Here is a 16,355-nt window from a genome sequence, read left to right as displayed (position 1 = left end):
CGGATGCAGTGAAAGCTGCACGTCCGCGTTCTGAAGGAGAGGTGTCCTGTGGTAACACAGGCATCGACTCTAATTAAATGGGAGGGGCGGGGAATAATATCCCCCCTCGACCCAACCCTCCTGGGCTATCAGGCGTGAGGATTCTTCGTTCATTGACTCAACTTGCTTGCGACAAGATTTCTCCAGCCTGAGTAGAGGTCGAATCTCCCGAAGCGTTCGGATTTAAGATCCAGGTTCCTACATGACCTGTAGTACCCAAGGCTAGATTCAGGATATATCTAGCCGCATTCCAATCTCTATCTAATTCAAGTCCACATTCGCAAATGTGGGTTCTAGTAGATAGAGATTTTTTTACGACCGTGCCACAGTTAGAGCAGTTTTGAGTAGTGTACGCAGGGTTAACAGCTACCGTTATTTTCCCAAGTTTAATTCCAAAATTCTCTAACCATTTCCTGAATTGATACCAACCTGCATCATTAATCGACTTGGCAAGACAATGGTTTTTAACCAGGTTTCTAATCCTCAAGTCGACCTAGGCGACCAAATCGTTAGATTGGATTACGCAACGCGCTATTTTCTTAGCGTGTTCTTGACGCTGCCTACTTATTTTGAGGTGTGCTCGCCCTAATCGATTAATGGCTTTCTTTCGATTGGTAGAACCTTTCTTTTTGCGAGAAACCCGGCGCTGTCGAGACTTCAACCGCTTCTCACTTTTTCTGTAAAATCTAGGGTTCGGTTCGCTATGACCGTTGCTATCGGTATAGAATTCTTTGAGTCCAACATCTAAACCGATTGTTCTACCTGTGGAATTTGTATCGACCTGGAGATCGAGCCTTATTACAAATTGGACGTAGTAACCGTCAGCACGGCGAACTAATCTCACCCTCTTGATTTGGTCTATTTGGTAGAAGTTTAAATCCCAAGTCCCTTTCAGTTTCAACTTGCCAATACCCTTTTTGTCGGTAAAGGTAATTTGCTTGCGCGTCTGTGAAAGCGCCCACCCCGAAGTTTTGTACTCAACTGAACGAAAGTTTTTCTTAAACTTTGGATAGCCTTTTTGACCGCGAACCTGGCGCTTGCAATTGTCGTAAAACCGAGCAATTGAATTATAAGCCCGCTCAACCGAGGCTTGACAAGCATGGGAATTCAAAGTTTTGACAAACGGAAATTCAGCCCTCAGCGCTGTATTGTAGCGATAAAGCTCTTTCTGCCCAATGCCTCTGTTGTCCATCCAGTAACGGATGCACTTGTTGCGGACAAACTGAGCCGTTCTAATCGCCTCATCTATTGCAGCGTATTGAGTTGTTTTTCCTTTGACTTTAAATTCCAGAACGATCGTTTGACGTGGAAAAACTCTACGGCAAGAGTCTAGCACAAAAAAGTCGCCCGCTTATGGGCGAGGCTTGAAACCCATTTTTGGGTCAAAGCAATATTTCTGAGGGGGATAATTTTCGGGAGGGTGCTGGCAGCAGGAGTTGAGCAGCAACTCGAAAAAAATCACTCCTTCGAGATTTTTGCCCTCTACCTTCTACAGTTGGGCAACCCTGCGTTAGAATGATTGGATATGTAGGCGTGCAATATTGTACCAGAATTAAAAATCGATCAGGCTTTATAAGGCGGTAGCTGTGAAACCAATTCGTTCATTAGAAGATGCTTTAAATCGCTGTCAGGCGATGGGAATGCGCTTGAGCCGCCAGCGTCGATTTATTCTAGAACTTTTGTGGGAGGCAAAAGAACACCTCTCGGCTCGCGAAATTTACGATCGCCTCAACCAACAAGCGCATTCGATCGGGCATACTTCGGTGTATCAAAATCTAGAAGCTTTGTCCAGAGCCGGAATTATTGAGTGTATAGAACGCTCGGAGGGACGCTTGTACGGCAATGTCAGCGACTCTCACTCTCATGTTAATTGTCTTGATACGGCTCAGATTCTAGACGTTCATGTGGAATTGCCGAACGACTTGATCGAGCTAATCCAACAGCAAACGGGTGTCAAAATTGTAGACTACCGGATAGATTTCTACGGATATCGATCGGCAGAGTCCGCCACGGAAGCATCGAGTGTCAGCGATACGCCAAAGGCTTCGTAACGGATCAAGCAGCGGCTGTTGGAAGCAAAACCGCTCTTTGTGATCGGCCGATCGCTCGGTCGTATAAAATAATTCAAGTATTTTGCTGGGTTCTATCGTGTTTTTTGCCGTCGCCAGCCGGAATTCGGCACAGTAGAAAAAAAGGAAAACAGAAAAATGAAACTCGATCGACAAGTTTGGCGAGCGGGAATGAAATTTACGACTAAACCCAAAAAATCACTCCTACCCCCTACACGTAAAAGTGTAGACCAAATCCGGTTTAACACCCCTTTTATTTTTTAATCGGCTTGGAGGGGAGAAAAATTTGTGCATTATTGGTTTCAACCGCTGAGTCCGATAGTGGAATTTCTGACCCGGATTTAATATGAGAGCTTAGTTGAATCCCTCCCACAATTCATGTGCAGAGTCACTTCTAAAATCTAAAATCTAAAATCTAAAATCTAAAATTGATAGACTGACGGGGATTTATACTGTTTTTTCTGCTCAACGGCCCCCGGATCTGTCAATAACTGTGTGATAACTGGTATGATTTACGTGCTTCGAGAGCCTAAAATACTCGGAAGCAACCAGTGGGGCTGGACACGAACCTCACTATAAAACGCCGTAGAGGGAAAGATTGCCAGTACCTTGAAGGAAGTTCTCGATCTCCTTAACAGGAGTCAGAAGCCGACATCACAATCTATAGATTTGATGTGGGAGTGTCACATGAAGAGTGCGCATTACAGGACAGGCTGAAGTAATGGCGAGACGACAATCTGACCAATTCCACACACCACCGCAATACAACCCATCCCCTAAACCAAGGGCACAGTTCAGTGCAGAGGCGACAGGCGATGCGAGTTCCTCAGTAACGGCGCTGCCGACTGAGGGAAAAAGAACTTTTTGGCAGTGGCAGCTAATCTGGCTGAGTCTCCTGGTGGGATTTGGAGTAACTGGTGCCGCTGCATTTCTGTGGTTGCTGACGATGCCGCCACCGCCGAATTGCCAGCAACTGTCGCCGCTGGCGGCGGACGGAGAGCGACTTTACTGCGCTCAACAAGCTGCTAAGTCGGGGAAGCTAGAACAGCTAGAATCGGCAATGGCATTGGTGCAGGCTTGGCCGAAAGAACATCCGCTATACTCGCAAGGTCAACATTTGATAGGGGAATGGTCAAAGGCCATTCTGGGATTTGCCAGGGCAAAAATTGAGAGGGGCGATTTAAAAGGTGCTCTAGAGATTGTGGCGAAAATTCCGAAAACCAGTCCGTCTTACCCCGAAGTAGAAGAGGCTGTGACTGCTTGGGAAAAAAATTGGCAGGAGGGCCAAAAACTCTACGATACAGCCCTAGCAGCTTTGAAAAGTGAGGATTTAAGGAAGGCTTGGGATTATGCTCAAGCTTTGTTCAAGCTGGAAAATATTTTCTGGAGTCAGAAGCGTTACAACGAGCTGATAGGGCAGATTTCTTTGGAAAGAAACGGCTGGCAGCGCTTGCAAGAGGCTAGAGATTTGGCGAAGGACGAGACTCCGCAAAAGTTCGCTGAGGCGATAGTCCTAGCTCGCAAAATAGACTCGCAGCTTTTTGCCCGCGCTAAAGCTGAAAAGGAAATTGAGGGATGGAGCCGGACTTTGCTGGCAATGGCTACTAAGCGGTTGGGGGGGAAAGACCTGCCGGGGGCGATCGAGGCTGCTTCTGTTGTGCCGCAGGATTCCCCGCTGTTTGCGGAAGCTCAAGATTTGATGCAGTTGGGTAGGGCTCAGGCAGTGACGTGGAATCAGTCGATATCAACTCCGCTGCAGCAACACATTTTTAGCTTGCTGGAAGGGCAGGGGGCTGCTAGCCAAATTGCTCCGGGTCGCCCTCTGTACAAGCAAGCTCAAGTTCAAATTGAAAATTTGCAGGTGCAGTTTCAAGATTTGCTGCGGCTGCAAGTGGCCAGCACGATCGCTAGTTTCGGTCAGATAGGGACGTTTGGACTCGCGATCGAGCAAGCGCAAACCATCGGAATTAAGCAACCGCGGCGGGTTCACGCTCAAACTTTGGTGGCTGCTTGGCGTCGGGAAATTCAGGGGATCGAAGACCAATCTTTTCTGACTCTGGCGAAGCAGTTGGCCGAACCCCAAACGGTTGAAGGACTCAAGGGCGGCATGGCTCAGCTACTCCTGATCGCTCAAAACCGGCCCCGCAGGATAGAGGCGCAAACTCTCTTGGCTCAGTGGACCAAACGCATAGAAGTTATTCAAGATCAGCCTTTTTTGGATGAAGCGATCGCCCTGGCGAAGCAAGGAAAACTTAGTGCTGCTATTGAAAAAGCTTCGGCAATTAAGAGCGGTAGGACTTTGTACGCGAAAGCTCAGGATAATGTCTATCAGTGGGTGAGCGAACTGCAAGTTGCTCAAGACAGACCGATTCTCGATCGAGCTGCGGAATTGGCATCTCAAGGCAGTCTAGGAGCGGCGATCGATACGGCTTCCCAAATCGGTTACGGTAGGGCGCTGTATTCAGAGGCTGCAGGTGCGATCGGGCGTTGGAGTGCTGAACTCAGAGCCAACAGTGCACCGCCGCCGGAACCCGCTCGCGATTACGCGCCGGAACCAGCTCCGCGACAGGAGGAGTACGCGCCAGCTCCGCGACAGGAGGAGTACGCGCCAGCTCCGCGACAGGAGGAGTACGCGCCAGAGCCAGAGCCTTACTATCCGCCTGCCAGACAAGAGGCGCCGGCTCCCGAACCTTACTATCCACCTGCTAGGGAGCCGGAACCTTACTATCCGCCCGCGAGAGAGCCGGAACCGGAACCTTACTATCCGCCCGCTAGGGAGCCGGAACCTTACTCTCCGCCCGCGAGAGAAGAGGCCCCGGCTCCGGCTCCGGAACCTGCTCCTGCGGCTCCAGCTCCAGAACCCCCGCCGCCCTCGATTCCTGAATCGGCAGGGCCTCCTGATGCTAATTTGCTGCCCGAGTAATTGGGTGTTCGCGCGATCGGTCTCTAAAATCTCAAATCTAAAATCAAGTGAGTAATTTCCAAGTGCTGACGATCGAGGGCGACCCCATTTTCCGGCTGGGGCTGCGAGTTGCTTGCGAGCAGTATCCAGACTTGCAAGTTGTTGCAGAAGTTTCCACCGCAACCGAGGCTTTGCAGGTTCTAGAAGCTCGCTCGCTCGACTCGGTAGCAGCCACAAAGCCCGCAGATTTGGTAATTTTGGGTTTTGAGGCTTTAAATTGGCGATCGGGTCAAATAGAGGCGCTGGCATTTTGTGGCGAACTCAAAAGTTTGTACCCCAATCTGCCCCTGTTGGTGCTAGGCGGGTCGCTGACACCGGAGCTGTTGGCAGACCTACAGGCGACGGGCGCGAATGGCTATTGTCCTAAAGGTAGAGATATTTCCCTGACAATCGAAGCTATTCGCGCTGTGGCATCTGGTCGCACTTATTGGGCGACGGATGCGGCAGCTAACTCAGAAATAGAACTAAATGCAGCGGTGGTTCAAACAGTAAAAAACTCCGCAGGAATTGCAGATAAAAATGCAGATAATTCGACAGTTGATACGCCAGTACACAAAAAAATGCTGGCTTATTTTTGTCTTTCTGGACTGCGGGAAATAGATGCAGCTTTGGCGGTTGTTCAAGCTGATTTGCAAGAGTTCAGAGCCGCAGAACCGACTGATTTGCCCTCTATTTTAGATGGGGTTGTACTCAGCGGACGCCGCAGAGAATTGTTGGCAGCTCGCTGGATTGTCAGTCAGTTATTATTTGAAGGAAAAGGGAAGAAGGAAGAAGGAAGAAGGAAGAAGGAAGAAGGAACAGGGGAGAGGGGAGAAGGCAGAGGGAAGAAAGAAAAATTTAGAGGCGAGAATTTGTTAAATAATTCTCAATTGCAATTAGCGAATTCCGAAGTTTCGGCAGAATCTTTGGTGGTGGCAACTAATTGGCAAGGTAGCTTGTTTGACTCGGTGGCGGCTAAATTGCAGTTTGAGTTGGTGAATTTGACTGGCTTGCCTTTGGAAATCGATATTTTGCGATCGCCCAAAAAGCGTGAATTGATGAGTTCCATCCTGCGGAAGTTAAAGGATTTGCTGGAAGAATTGCGCTTTTCCCAGGTGCAGCAAACTCAATTGTCGCAAAAAATGCCTGCTATTTTACAGAATTTGTGGGAGGCGACAATCATAGATTTTTTTGGCAGATACTATACACTGCAAACGGGAGAAAATCAGGTTTCTGATGGCAGTCAAGCCAGCTTAAAACTGGAAGAAAGCCAAGGGGGAAGCGCTGCTTATCTATTGGCAGGCAGCGGCGTAGAAGTTGTGCCGATGCTGCTGGCAGATGCTGATGTAGTTGCAGCAGAAATCCTTGACAAAATACCGATGACAGTTGATTTTTTTGCACATTTGCTATTTGAAATTCCTCTAACAGTTGACAATGTTTCTTGTGTTGCTGGCAGCCCGCAAGCGATGCAGCGGTCTGAAGCTTTGTTAGAAAATTTGGCAATACAAGTTGCTAGCGGAGTGGTACAGCCTTTACTAAATAATTTAGCGAATCTTGAAGAAATCAAGCAAATTTTTTACGATGGTAAGTTGATTTCGACGCGAGAAATTGAGCGGTTTCGGAATGATTTGTCGTGGAGATATAGCTGGGATAGATATTTTGTGGAACCGAAAGCTATTTTTGAAAGCAGGTTTTGGCTGTTTGTTTTGGGCGATTCTGGAATTAAGAGAATTTCTATTTATGCTCCGAGAAATCTGGAGTTAGCACAGCTTTATGGGTGGCAGTTAGCCTTGACTTTGCTGCTGGAAACCAGGGATGCGATCGCACCTAGAGTTCGCGCGGTTATTTCGCTGTTGGGTGCTGGGGTAGTGTACGTTTTGACTCAGGTTATAGGGCGGGGAATTGGTTTGATCGGGCGGGGAATTATCCAGGGCATTGGTAATTCTTTGCAGGATAGCAAGTTTGGGAAAAATGGGTAATTGGGACTTGGGCATCGGGAATTGGGCATCGGGAATTGCTAATTGATAATATTGATAATTGGGCATTGGTAGTGATATTATAGGTAGGATAGATATGAGATGTGACACCATTCTCAATAACCTGTAGGGGCCGGTTTTTCCAACAATATTTGGTTGAGATAGATAGTCTCATAAACCCGCCCCTGCCCAACGGTAAATCGCGGTCGATCGACCGGATTTGATATAACTTACTGCTATAGGGTTGACTTTTTATGAGTATTATGATATCGATAGATGCCGATCGCATAAACAGTTTAGATTTGTCTCCGGTGCGGACTGTGATTGAAAAGTGGCTGGCCGAAGGAGCGATCGCCCAAAACGAACAACAGCTACAATTTGAAATTGAGTATCCGCGCGAAGAGTTAGATCCGCGAGAAATTTCAGAAATTCCCGAAGTGCGGCTGTGGTTTATTCGCTTGGATGCTTGTTACCCTTGGCTGCCATTTTTGCTGGATTGGAAAGCGGGAGAATTGGCCCGCTATGCCGCGATGTTGGTGCCGCACCAGTTCCACCGCACTCAAGGTATTCAGTACAATCCTGAAGCTTTGGAAATGTTTTTGATGAACAAAATTTTTGTGTTGACTGATTGGTTGAATCAGCAGGGAATCCCCAGTAAATCGAAGTTGATGGCGATGTCGCAGATGTTTGGTTATGATTTGGAGGATGCTTTTTTTGAGGTGATTGTGCCGCACAAATAAGCGATCGCACTCTAATTAACATACTCCTTATTAGGTAGGCTACTCTATACCTTAAGAGTTACCAAGGAAGGTATAAACCAGTTTACTTCCCTTGTTGGGCGGGCTTTCCAGTCCGCCTCCGCAGCTATAAGTTCCATCCGCAACAGCTTAATTAAGCTTAACGGCAACCATACTCAGACTGTAATACAATCCTTAAACCAGCCCGCCTCAAAAAATTGTTGCTGGACTTCAGAATTTTCTCAGAATTGATAGTTAGTTTAAATAAACAACGATCGCCCCATTCAATCGATCGAGGAAATTTACCATGAAAACAGATTACCTCATCGTCGGCAGTGGTTTATCAGCACTGGTTTTCGGAGCTTTGATGGCAAACTCCGGCAAAACCGTACACATCCTCGAAGCTCACGAGCATCCCGGAGGCTTTGGTCACACCTTTACGATGGCCAACAAATACACCTTTAATGCCCAATTCCACTACGTTTGGGACTGCGGCGAAGGACATACAGTCAATCGAGTTCTCAAAAAACTCGGTCTCGATCGAGATGTCACCTTTGAACGGTACGATCCGAATGGCTACGACCACATGAGAATGCCTGGGTATGCGCTCGATATTCCCTCCGAACCAGAGGAACTGATCCGCAGATTGTCCGCGCTGTTTCCCGAAGCGGGCGAGAGAATTCGCAAATTCGTCAACGAAGTCGAGAAAACCGGCGAAGGACTCAGAAAACTCGCTCCTCCCGTCAAACCAATTGAATTGCTCAAAAATTTCGGTGACGTATTCTGTGCCGTCCAACACCTCAACAGTACACTTCAGGACGTTTTCGACAAGTTCCAACTTCCGCAAGCCGCCCAAACCCTATTAGCCCTGCAATGGCCAGACTTTTTGCTACCTCCAAATCAGCTTTCTTTCTATGCTTGGATTGCCTTGTTTAGAGGCTATCAAGAAGGCGCATTTTACCCGACGCAGCATTTTGAAGATGTCATCAATTCTTTAGTTAATGTCATTGAATCCAACGGGGGGAAAGTTCTATTAAACCATGAAGTCACTAATTTTAGGGTGACAAACAGAACAGTAACGGGAGTTGAAGCGATGGATTTGACCACGCATCAAACCCATGAATTTACGGGCGACACGGTGATTTGCAACCTTGACCCGAAAAGAGCCGCCAAGATGATTGGAGAGGAACTGTTCTCTAAAAAAGTGCGGCGGAAACTCAACTATGAGTATTCTGCCTCTAACTACATGGTGTACTGCGTTGTCAAAGATATCGATCTCCGAGACTATGGATTTGGCAAGTGGAATACGTTTCATTCTGAGCACTTGGATCTAAATGAAGCTTTTGCTCAAATGTATGAGCAAAATGATTTTTCTCGTCCGAGTTTTGCAATTACAACGCCAACTTTACTGACCCAAGCGCGGGGGGATTGTCCAGAAGATTGTCAAATTGTCGAATTCCTGACTGTTGCTAATTACAGCTATTTTAAACAGCTTTGGGACAGCGATCGCAAAGCTTACAGACAGAAGAAACAAGAGATTCTGGACTCGATTGTAGATGTAGTTGAAAAACACTATGTTCCGAATTTCCGCAAACACATGGTCTTTCATATTACCGGAAGTCCGACGACTAACGAGCGCTTCTGTTGGTGTCCTAACGGTAATTCCTACGGTTCCAGCCTGACGCCGCGCAACATGGGAGTCGATCGACTAAATCATGAAACATCCCTCAACAATTTCTATTTCTGCAACGCCTCTTCGGGCTATCCAGGCTTTGCACCGACATTTTGGACGGGGGCGCTGCTTTATCAACGTTTATCCGGCGATGCGGTTTTAGGCTAAGGAAAATTAGCAATTGGTTATTTTCCTGTTTCTCTCGTTCCTTGGCTTTGCCAAGGAATAAATTTCACTCTTGCTCTGCCTCTTCTTAAAAATCTCTCATTTCTGCTCTCATTATCTCGTTTAATTCGTTCCTGGGCTCTGCCAAGAAATGAATTCCTGGAGGCTCTGCCTCCCCTTAAAAATGACGAAGTACAGCAAGACTGCAATGCGTTTCCAGGTAGAACCTGGAAACGATAATTTCTTCCTTATTCCTTCTTCCCGACATCCGTTACATCCGTTACATCCGTTACATAATCCGTTGCCGAACTTCCTTCTTCCCGACATCCGTTACATCCGTTACATAATCCGTTGCCGAACTTCCTTCTATCCTTTACATCCGTTACATCCGTTACATAATCCGTTGCCGAACTTCCTTCTATCAATCTAGGAGTGAACTATGAGAATTGCAATTGTTGGGGGCGGAGCGAGCGGTATGGCAGCAGCATACTGGCTCGATAAACAGGGACATCACGTCACTGTATTGGAAAAGCAGCCAATTTTAGGCGGACACATTCGGACGCTCAACAAAAATGTTGCGCCCAATCAATCGGAATGCAATGAAATATTAGAAAATGGGGTGCTAGAATTTCCGACTGTGTTTTACAATTTCGTGGCTTTTATGCAGGAGCTAGACGTAGAATTAGAACCCGTGCAGATTGGTTCAGCGCTGTTTTTTAAAGATGGCACTCACTTTTTATCGGCGGTATCTATCCAAAAGAATTTCACCGGAATCCAACGCCTGAGCGAGTATTTGCGACTTGATAGTCTCTACGCTCGTTCGGCGGGATTTATTTTAAAAATGCGGTTTGCTAAACAGCACGATTTCTACGATATACCCCTTTCTGAGTCTTTGAAAAGCTCGTGCGTCCGCAATTATTGGCTGAAGTTGCTGACGATGTACAGCTACTCGATACCGTTTGAATTGCTCGACAATTTTCCGGCGGAATTAGCGATGCCTGTTCTACGCGAATATGCCTCGGTCAACTGGGTGAGGATTAAAGGCGGGGTGTATTCTTACATTGAAAAGATTTTGGAGCGATTTAAGGGCGATATACGGCTAAATGTGGAGATTGCCAATATTTTTAGAAGTGCGGATAGTGTAAAAATTGTGCTTTCTGATGGAGAAATCCAGGAATTTGATAAGGTGGTTTTTGCGATGCCACCAGATCAATTTATGAGGCTGTTGTCTGACCCGACGGATGCGGAAACAAAGCGGTTTTCGGCGTGGAAAGCCAATTATGCAACCACTGTACTGCATTCGGATACATCGATGTACGATCGCTACGGTATCCGCAAGTTATCAGAATTTGATTTTTTCGAGACGGACAAGGGATGGGGATATAATGCGAGCTTGAATCAGCTTTGCGGCATCTCCTCGCCACGAGAGTACAGTTTAGCTTTTCAACTGCAGGAGTCGATCGCCCAAAAGCACATTATTCACATTCAGAAACATCACACGCCGCTGTACACTGTCGAGTCTTTTCGATATCGAGATGAAGTTATCGAGACTAATGGCGAGAACCACACTTATCATGCGGGAGCTTATTTGGGGGATGGTTTGCACGAAGGAGCCATTACCTCTGCTTTGCGAGTCGCGAAATTAATCGGGTGAGGTCAATTGTGATGCTACAAACTCTCGCAAATATCAGTAAATTTCTTGCCGGTGCAGCACTCTCACAAAAGTAATGATGTCTGCATCAAAAGTTAAACCAATGCGAGAGTCGCCCACTCGGATGCGAAATTAATTTTTGGCGTTGCCTAAGCTGCTACACCACGTGCGGCAGTTAAGTAGACATCATTGCTCAAAGATGGCGGCATTGTTGAGCCGGCTAACTGAGTACCCTCAAAGTTGGTTCCCGTGAACGTTGCCCCGCTCAAGTCGGCTTCGCTCAAGTCTGCATAGCACAGCCTAGCCCAATCGAGGTTTGCCTGCACCAAAGAAACTCCCACCAGATTTGCCCTGGTTAAATCTGCTCCGATCAACTTGACGCCCCGCAACTGAGCCCCGCTGAGATTGGCGGCTAACAAGTTCGAGCCTTCCAAGTTTACCCCGTTGAGTTTGGCTTCGCTCATGTTGACGCCATTGAGATCCGTCCTGCTCAGGTCGATGCCATTGATGTAAGCTTTGCTGAGATAGATGCCTGTTAGTTGAGCGCCAAAAAGCTTTGCACCGCTGAGTTTTGCCCCTCCGCAGTTTGCCCAGTTGAGGTTGGCTCCCGTGAGGTTGGCACCCCGCAGGTTGATGAATTGCAAGTCGGCTGTACACAAATTGGCGTTCCAGAGGATGGCGCTTCGGAGGTTGCTACCGATGAGTTGGGCGCCACTCAACTTTGCCCTGGGCAGTTTTGCTTTGACGAGGAAAGCTCCGCTGAGATTGGCTTTGGTAAGCTCTGCGTCCGCTAGTCTGGCTTGGCCCATTTTGGCAAAACTCAGATTTGCCCTGTAAAGGTTTGCCTCGTTGAGTTCTGCTTTGGTCAGATGTGCCCGACTCAGGTTAGCTCCCGACAGGTTAGCCCTCGAAAGGTTTACGCCAACCAACATAGCTCCGCTGAGGTTTGCTCCGCTGAGGTTTGCGCCAGCAAAGTCTCTGTTTCCATTTTCGTACTCTTTGAGCAGCTCGGTTACTTCCATACGGGTCACATTCCTAATAGCAGAAATTTATCTAGAAATAAACACTCTTTATAAGTATTTTATCTCAAATCTAGCGGACGCGATCGCACTTTCAAGAAAGCTGACAATTAACTTTATATTTATACATATACTTGGTGCTTTTTCCAGAGTTCCGACTTTTTTGAGGTCATAGTCTGAAACCCTTGATTTATCGTGGGCCTCTAGTGTGCTTCGGCAAGCGTTGCGATCGTACTGAGATCAGAGAAACCGTTATTATCAGTAGGTAAGCCATCAAACACTGTCCGAAGTGTTAATCAATAGTAAAATCACTATTCTTGTTGTCCACTGTGACTAACAGCTTTTTTAAACGGAGACTGCAAATTTGTTAGTTGTGTTGGCGTCAGGTGTCGCGAAGGCTGGCATGGTCATATCTCCATATTTTGATCTACTGTCATTTTTCAGGAAAATTAGATGTAAAACAACAGCTTAATCAGCGAGAATTTTTCTAGGTTGTCTCGCAGCATTTATACGATCGTGCTTTTCAATATTTGCTTGAGTCGATCGGGGTGAAAAGTAATTTCAGACATTGTACTTATGAGGAATTTATCGATATGCCTAACGGTAGAGGGGATTCGTTCAAAACTTAGCAGATAATATATTGCAGATTGTACAAAACTAACAGCGAGTAATATCTGTATAGGATCACCCCCTCTACTGGCAGTTAGGCAAATGTGTCAATCTATGTTATGCTGAGTCAAAATTGAGGAAAGATCATGTCAAAAGAAAGAAAAAGCAACAAAGAAGTCAAAAAGCCAAAGAAACAACCTGATGGTGTTGCTAAGCCGAAAGATGACAAAAAAAATTATGGTAGCACCGATGGCCGGAAGTAGAGATAGCTGGCACTTTCGGAATTGCGATTAATTCTGTTCAATTGTCATTACTATCTATTTTTAACATATTTAATTATCCTATTTTGGGATAATCCGAAAACAGGTTTATTATATCTAGGGAATATGCAGTGCTAAACCCAAAGAATAATGAAATCTGTTTTTAGTGATGAATATGCAACCTTCCGTTGCTGTATGATTGTGGCTCGTAAAGAAGCGCAACTAACTCAGGATTCTGTTGCTAAATCTCTTAAAAAGCCCCAGTCTTTCGTAGCCAAATATGAAAACGGTGAACGACGGTTAGATGTAATTGAGTTTTTGTTAGTTGCTCGTGTAATTGGTGTAGATCGGGAGCATCTCATATTTGTAAAAACACTTATTCTGGCTCCTTCCTTCTGACTCTTTCCTCCTGACTCCTGACTCCTGACTCTTGACTCCTGGCTCCTATTTCTAGCTTGGCTGCTTTCATTGAGATGCTCCCTGTAGATCCTTGCGATATTATTAGGAAAATTTCACAAAAAATATCTGAAGCATCTTGTGAGAGCGAGATATGAACACCCAAGATGTAATCAGACTTGCATCCCAATACTCCATGCAGAAAAATTCAAGTTGGTATTGAGATTAGCTTTTTTTCCACGACCAACAGTGCTAGTCGCCTTGCTTTTTAAGATGGTGGGAGAATTCGCTTCAGGGTTACATCGACTCATTTGTTGATTTACGTGGTTCTAAAAATTCAGTAACTAATACCTTATCCTATTTTGGGATATCTGGTTGGCAAGACCCGTACAGTGTCGAACCCTGAGAGACGACAGCCTCAGTGTTTCAATCCCTAATAGGAATTTATTGTGATTGTGGTAAAAAAGAGGTAAGAGCTCGCTCAACCCAACACATCCTCAAAGGTAACTCTGGCCGCTCTACCCAGCCTACAAAAATTTTATATTTAAGTGCAAATACTTAACTTTACTAAATATGTAGGTAAAGGCACAAAATGATGACTAACTATCTATCGCACAGAAAATTGTGATATGATACACGAAATTTCGATCGGTGTAAATTCTACAGTCAAGAAACTGACTCGATATCATTTTTTTTATGATTGATAAAAGTAAATTACCAGTATAACTGGAGGCCGTTGAAATGTATGGTTTAGTTAATCGTGGGATTCAAGACATGGTATGCGATCGTTTTGATGAAGCTACTTGGGAAAAAATTAAGCAGAAAGCGCAAGTCCTAGAGGAGCAATTTCTCATTTTAGAAGCTTATCCTGATGATTTGACTCATCGTCTAGTTAAATCGGCCAGTGAAGTGCTTGGCTTGTCGGGTGCAGAAATTATGCAGGCATTTGGCGAATACTGGGTTAAATTTACTGCGACTGCGGGTTATGAAGAAATACTAGATATGGCTGGAGATACATTACCCGAATTTCTAGAAAATCTAGATGATTTACATATTCGGATTGGGGTGCAATTCCCTAAGTTGCGACCACCATCTTTTGAATGTACAGAAGTTGCCCCAGATGCGATCGAGCTGCATTATCGCTCTACACGGGAAGGTTTCGCACCAATGGTAGTCGGGTTAGTTAAAGGTTTGGGCGATCGCTTCGAGACAGCAGTTGAGATCGCACACACTCAATCCTGTGAAGCAGGATTCGAGCATGACATATTTCGGATTGAGTTCAGATCGGAAGAGATTGTAAATGATTCATGACTAAGCCGCTATATACACTGAATCCCCAGATGTTTTGCGATATATTTCCATTTCATATAGGATTTAATCAAAATCTGGAGATTGTCCAAGTTGGCGAAGTATTACAACGGACTCATCAAATACCATTATTAGGTGAACAGATAGATAGACATTTTCAAATTCATCAGCCAGCGATCGCATTTAACTTTTTGACTATTCAGCAAAAACTCAAATCATTATTTATTCTGGAATCCCGACATAACTCTCTACGATTAAAGGGGCAAATGGTCGCTCTGAAAGAGGAGCGGGTGATCCTCTTTATCTGCTCTGTGTGGACTCCCGACTCAAGCCTACTCTCGAAATTAGCGGTTAAGTTGAAAGACTTTCCAATCCACGATCTGACTCCCGATTTTTTGTTTTTGCAACAAACTAGCCAAACAGCAATTCGGGAAGTTCAAAGCCTTACAGAAGAATTAACTAAGCAGAAAAATCAGCTTCAAGCATCACTAGAGGTTCAGAAAGAACTGACTTCTTTATCCCAAATTCAAGCACAACATTTAAAGCAGGCATTGAGTGAACTTCAACAAACGCAATCACACCTAATTCAAGCAGAGAAAATGTCTAGTTTAGGCCAGTTAGTTGCAGGAATGGCCCATGAAATTAATAATCCGGTCAACTTTATTCATGGTAACTTGAAATATCTGCAAGAGGATGTCCAAAACCTAATAAGTTTATTACACCTTTATCAGAAATACTATCCGCAGCCACCATCTGAAATAGAAGAAGAAGCGGCCATAATCGATCTCATTTTTTTAGAACACGATCTTCCTAAAATTCTTAATTCTATCAAAATTGGCAGTGAACGCATTCGCAAAATAGTTAATTCTCTCAGAAACTTCTCCCGCCACGATGAAGCGGCAATCAAACCTGTAGATATTCATTCTGGAATTGAGAGCACTTTGTTGATTTTGCAGCATCGGCTAAAATCTCATGGTGAAGCTCTAGAGATTCAAGTGATTAAACAATATGGTGAATTGCCTTTAGTCCAGTGCTACGCATCGGCAATTAATCAGGTATTTATGAATATTATCAGTAATGGCATAGATGCTTTGCGAGATGCACAGAAAAATTGTGCTGACTGGAACAAAGAACCCACCATTATTATACGGACTTTAGTTAATGATTCTCAGAATTTGGTAGTCAGCATTGCTGACAATGGTCTGGGTATAGAACAGTCGGTAATCAATAAGATATTCGATCCCTTTTTTACGACGAAGCCGGTGGGAAGTGGTACGGGTTTGGGATTGTCAATTAGTTATTCGATTGTGGTGGAAAAGCACGGGGGTAAGTTAAGCTGTATTTCTGCACCGGGAGAAGGAGCAGAATTTGCGATCGAGATTCCGCTCTAAATTCAAACCTGTAAGTTGAAACTCAAGCGGGCTGAAGCCGCTGAGATTCTTAAGAAATTGCTTCCTATCCTAAGTTTTGATGAGCCGATCCCTTGACGCTTTTTTGGGCAAACAATGCAAAA

11 protein-coding genes and 1 pseudogene are annotated in these 16,355 nt (G+C 45.4%); 9 read left to right on the top strand and 3 right to left on the bottom strand.

Going from position 1 to position 16,355, the window contains the following annotated elements:
• Window positions 1-69 precede the first annotated feature (69 nt).
• A pseudogene (locus tag QUB77_RS20405) lies at window positions 70-1,336 on the bottom strand (RNA-guided endonuclease InsQ/TnpB family protein).
• 289 nt (window positions 1,337-1,625) lie between these two features.
• Here QUB77_RS20405 and QUB77_RS20400 point away from each other — a divergent pair.
• The 5 genes from QUB77_RS20400 (at window position 1,626) to QUB77_RS20380 (ending at window position 9,602) form a co-directional block, all read left to right on the top strand.
• Entirely contained in the window at window positions 1,626-2,090 is a 465-nt protein-coding gene (locus QUB77_RS20400; protein WP_333179160.1) for a Fur family transcriptional regulator, read from the top strand.
• Window positions 2,091-2,829: 739 nt separating this feature from the next.
• Window positions 2,830-5,031: a hypothetical protein gene (locus QUB77_RS20395; RefSeq protein ID WP_333179157.1), complete on the top strand. Its 2,202-nt coding sequence runs from the start codon at window positions 2,830-2,832 to the stop codon at window positions 5,029-5,031.
• Between the two features lie 47 nt (window positions 5,032-5,078).
• Window positions 5,079-7,028, top strand: coding sequence for a DUF3685 domain-containing protein (locus QUB77_RS20390; protein WP_333179153.1), 1,950 nt, complete (start codon window positions 5,079-5,081; stop codon window positions 7,026-7,028).
• Window positions 7,029-7,279: 251 nt separating this feature from the next.
• Window positions 7,280-7,765, top strand: coding sequence for a CRR6 family NdhI maturation factor (locus QUB77_RS20385; protein WP_333179150.1), 486 nt, complete (start codon window positions 7,280-7,282; stop codon window positions 7,763-7,765).
• A gap of 304 nt (window positions 7,766-8,069) precedes the next feature.
• Window positions 8,070-9,602 carry an NAD(P)/FAD-dependent oxidoreductase gene (locus QUB77_RS20380; RefSeq protein ID WP_333179147.1) on the top strand — a complete coding sequence of 511 codons (1,533 nt, stop codon included), beginning with the start codon at window positions 8,070-8,072 and terminating at the stop codon, window positions 9,600-9,602.
• 245 nt (window positions 9,603-9,847) lie between these two features.
• Here the strand turns inward: QUB77_RS20380 and QUB77_RS20375 are convergent, their stop codons facing one another.
• A complete protein-coding gene (locus QUB77_RS20375; RefSeq protein ID WP_333179145.1) occupies window positions 9,848-10,024 on the bottom strand; it encodes a hypothetical protein in 177 nt (58 codons plus the stop codon).
• 14 nt (window positions 10,025-10,038) lie between these two features.
• Between QUB77_RS20375 and QUB77_RS20370 the strand changes: the two genes are divergently transcribed.
• Window positions 10,039-11,253 carry an FAD-dependent oxidoreductase gene (locus tag QUB77_RS20370; RefSeq protein WP_333179143.1) on the top strand — a complete coding sequence of 405 codons (1,215 nt, stop codon included), beginning with the start codon at window positions 10,039-10,041 and terminating at the stop codon, window positions 11,251-11,253.
• Between the two features lie 146 nt (window positions 11,254-11,399).
• Here the strand turns inward: QUB77_RS20370 and QUB77_RS20365 are convergent, their stop codons facing one another.
• Window positions 11,400-12,272, bottom strand: coding sequence for a pentapeptide repeat-containing protein (locus tag QUB77_RS20365; protein ID WP_333179140.1), 873 nt, complete (start codon window positions 12,270-12,272; stop codon window positions 11,400-11,402).
• Window positions 12,273-13,288: 1,016 nt separating this feature from the next.
• On the opposite strand from QUB77_RS20365, the gene QUB77_RS20360 reads away from it, so the two are divergent.
• The 3 genes from QUB77_RS20360 to QUB77_RS20350 all read left to right on the top strand — a co-directional run bounded on the left by QUB77_RS20360 (window position 13,289) and on the right by QUB77_RS20350 (window position 16,233).
• Window positions 13,289-13,537, top strand: coding sequence for a helix-turn-helix transcriptional regulator (locus QUB77_RS20360; RefSeq protein ID WP_333179138.1), 249 nt, complete (start codon window positions 13,289-13,291; stop codon window positions 13,535-13,537).
• A gap of 738 nt (window positions 13,538-14,275) precedes the next feature.
• Window positions 14,276-14,845, top strand: coding sequence for a heme NO-binding domain-containing protein (locus tag QUB77_RS20355; protein ID WP_333179135.1), 570 nt, complete (start codon window positions 14,276-14,278; stop codon window positions 14,843-14,845).
• Entirely contained in the window at window positions 14,842-16,233 is a 1,392-nt protein-coding gene (locus QUB77_RS20350; protein ID WP_333179133.1) for an ATP-binding protein, read from the top strand. Before QUB77_RS20355 ends, QUB77_RS20350 begins: the two co-directional genes overlap by 4 nt.
• The last annotated feature ends 122 nt before the right edge of the window (window positions 16,234-16,355 follow it).

The sequence above is a fragment of the Microcoleus sp. AT9b-C3 genome, assembly GCF_036705485.1.
Taxonomy (GTDB): Bacteria; Cyanobacteriota; Cyanobacteriia; order Cyanobacteriales; family Microcoleaceae; genus Microcoleus.
This window is presented reverse-complemented; position numbering and strand designations above follow the sequence as displayed.

Coding starts and splice junctions, on each gene's coding strand:
- QUB77_RS20395 (WP_333179157.1), top strand. CDS start 2,830: ATGGCGAGACGACAATCTGACCAATTCCACACACCACCGCAATACAAC.
- QUB77_RS20385 (WP_333179150.1), top strand. CDS start 7,280: ATGAGTATTATGATATCGATAGATGCCGATCGCATAAACAGTTTAGAT.
- QUB77_RS20380 (WP_333179147.1), top strand. CDS start 8,070: ATGAAAACAGATTACCTCATCGTCGGCAGTGGTTTATCAGCACTGGTT.
- QUB77_RS20370 (WP_333179143.1), top strand. CDS start 10,039: ATGAGAATTGCAATTGTTGGGGGCGGAGCGAGCGGTATGGCAGCAGCA.
- QUB77_RS20365 (WP_333179140.1), bottom strand. CDS start 12,272: ATGGAAGTAACCGAGCTGCTCAAAGAGTACGAAAATGGAAACAGAGAC.
- QUB77_RS20360 (WP_333179138.1), top strand. CDS start 13,289: ATGAAATCTGTTTTTAGTGATGAATATGCAACCTTCCGTTGCTGTATG.
- QUB77_RS20355 (WP_333179135.1), top strand. CDS start 14,276: ATGTATGGTTTAGTTAATCGTGGGATTCAAGACATGGTATGCGATCGT.
- QUB77_RS20350 (WP_333179133.1), top strand. CDS start 14,842: ATGACTAAGCCGCTATATACACTGAATCCCCAGATGTTTTGCGATATA.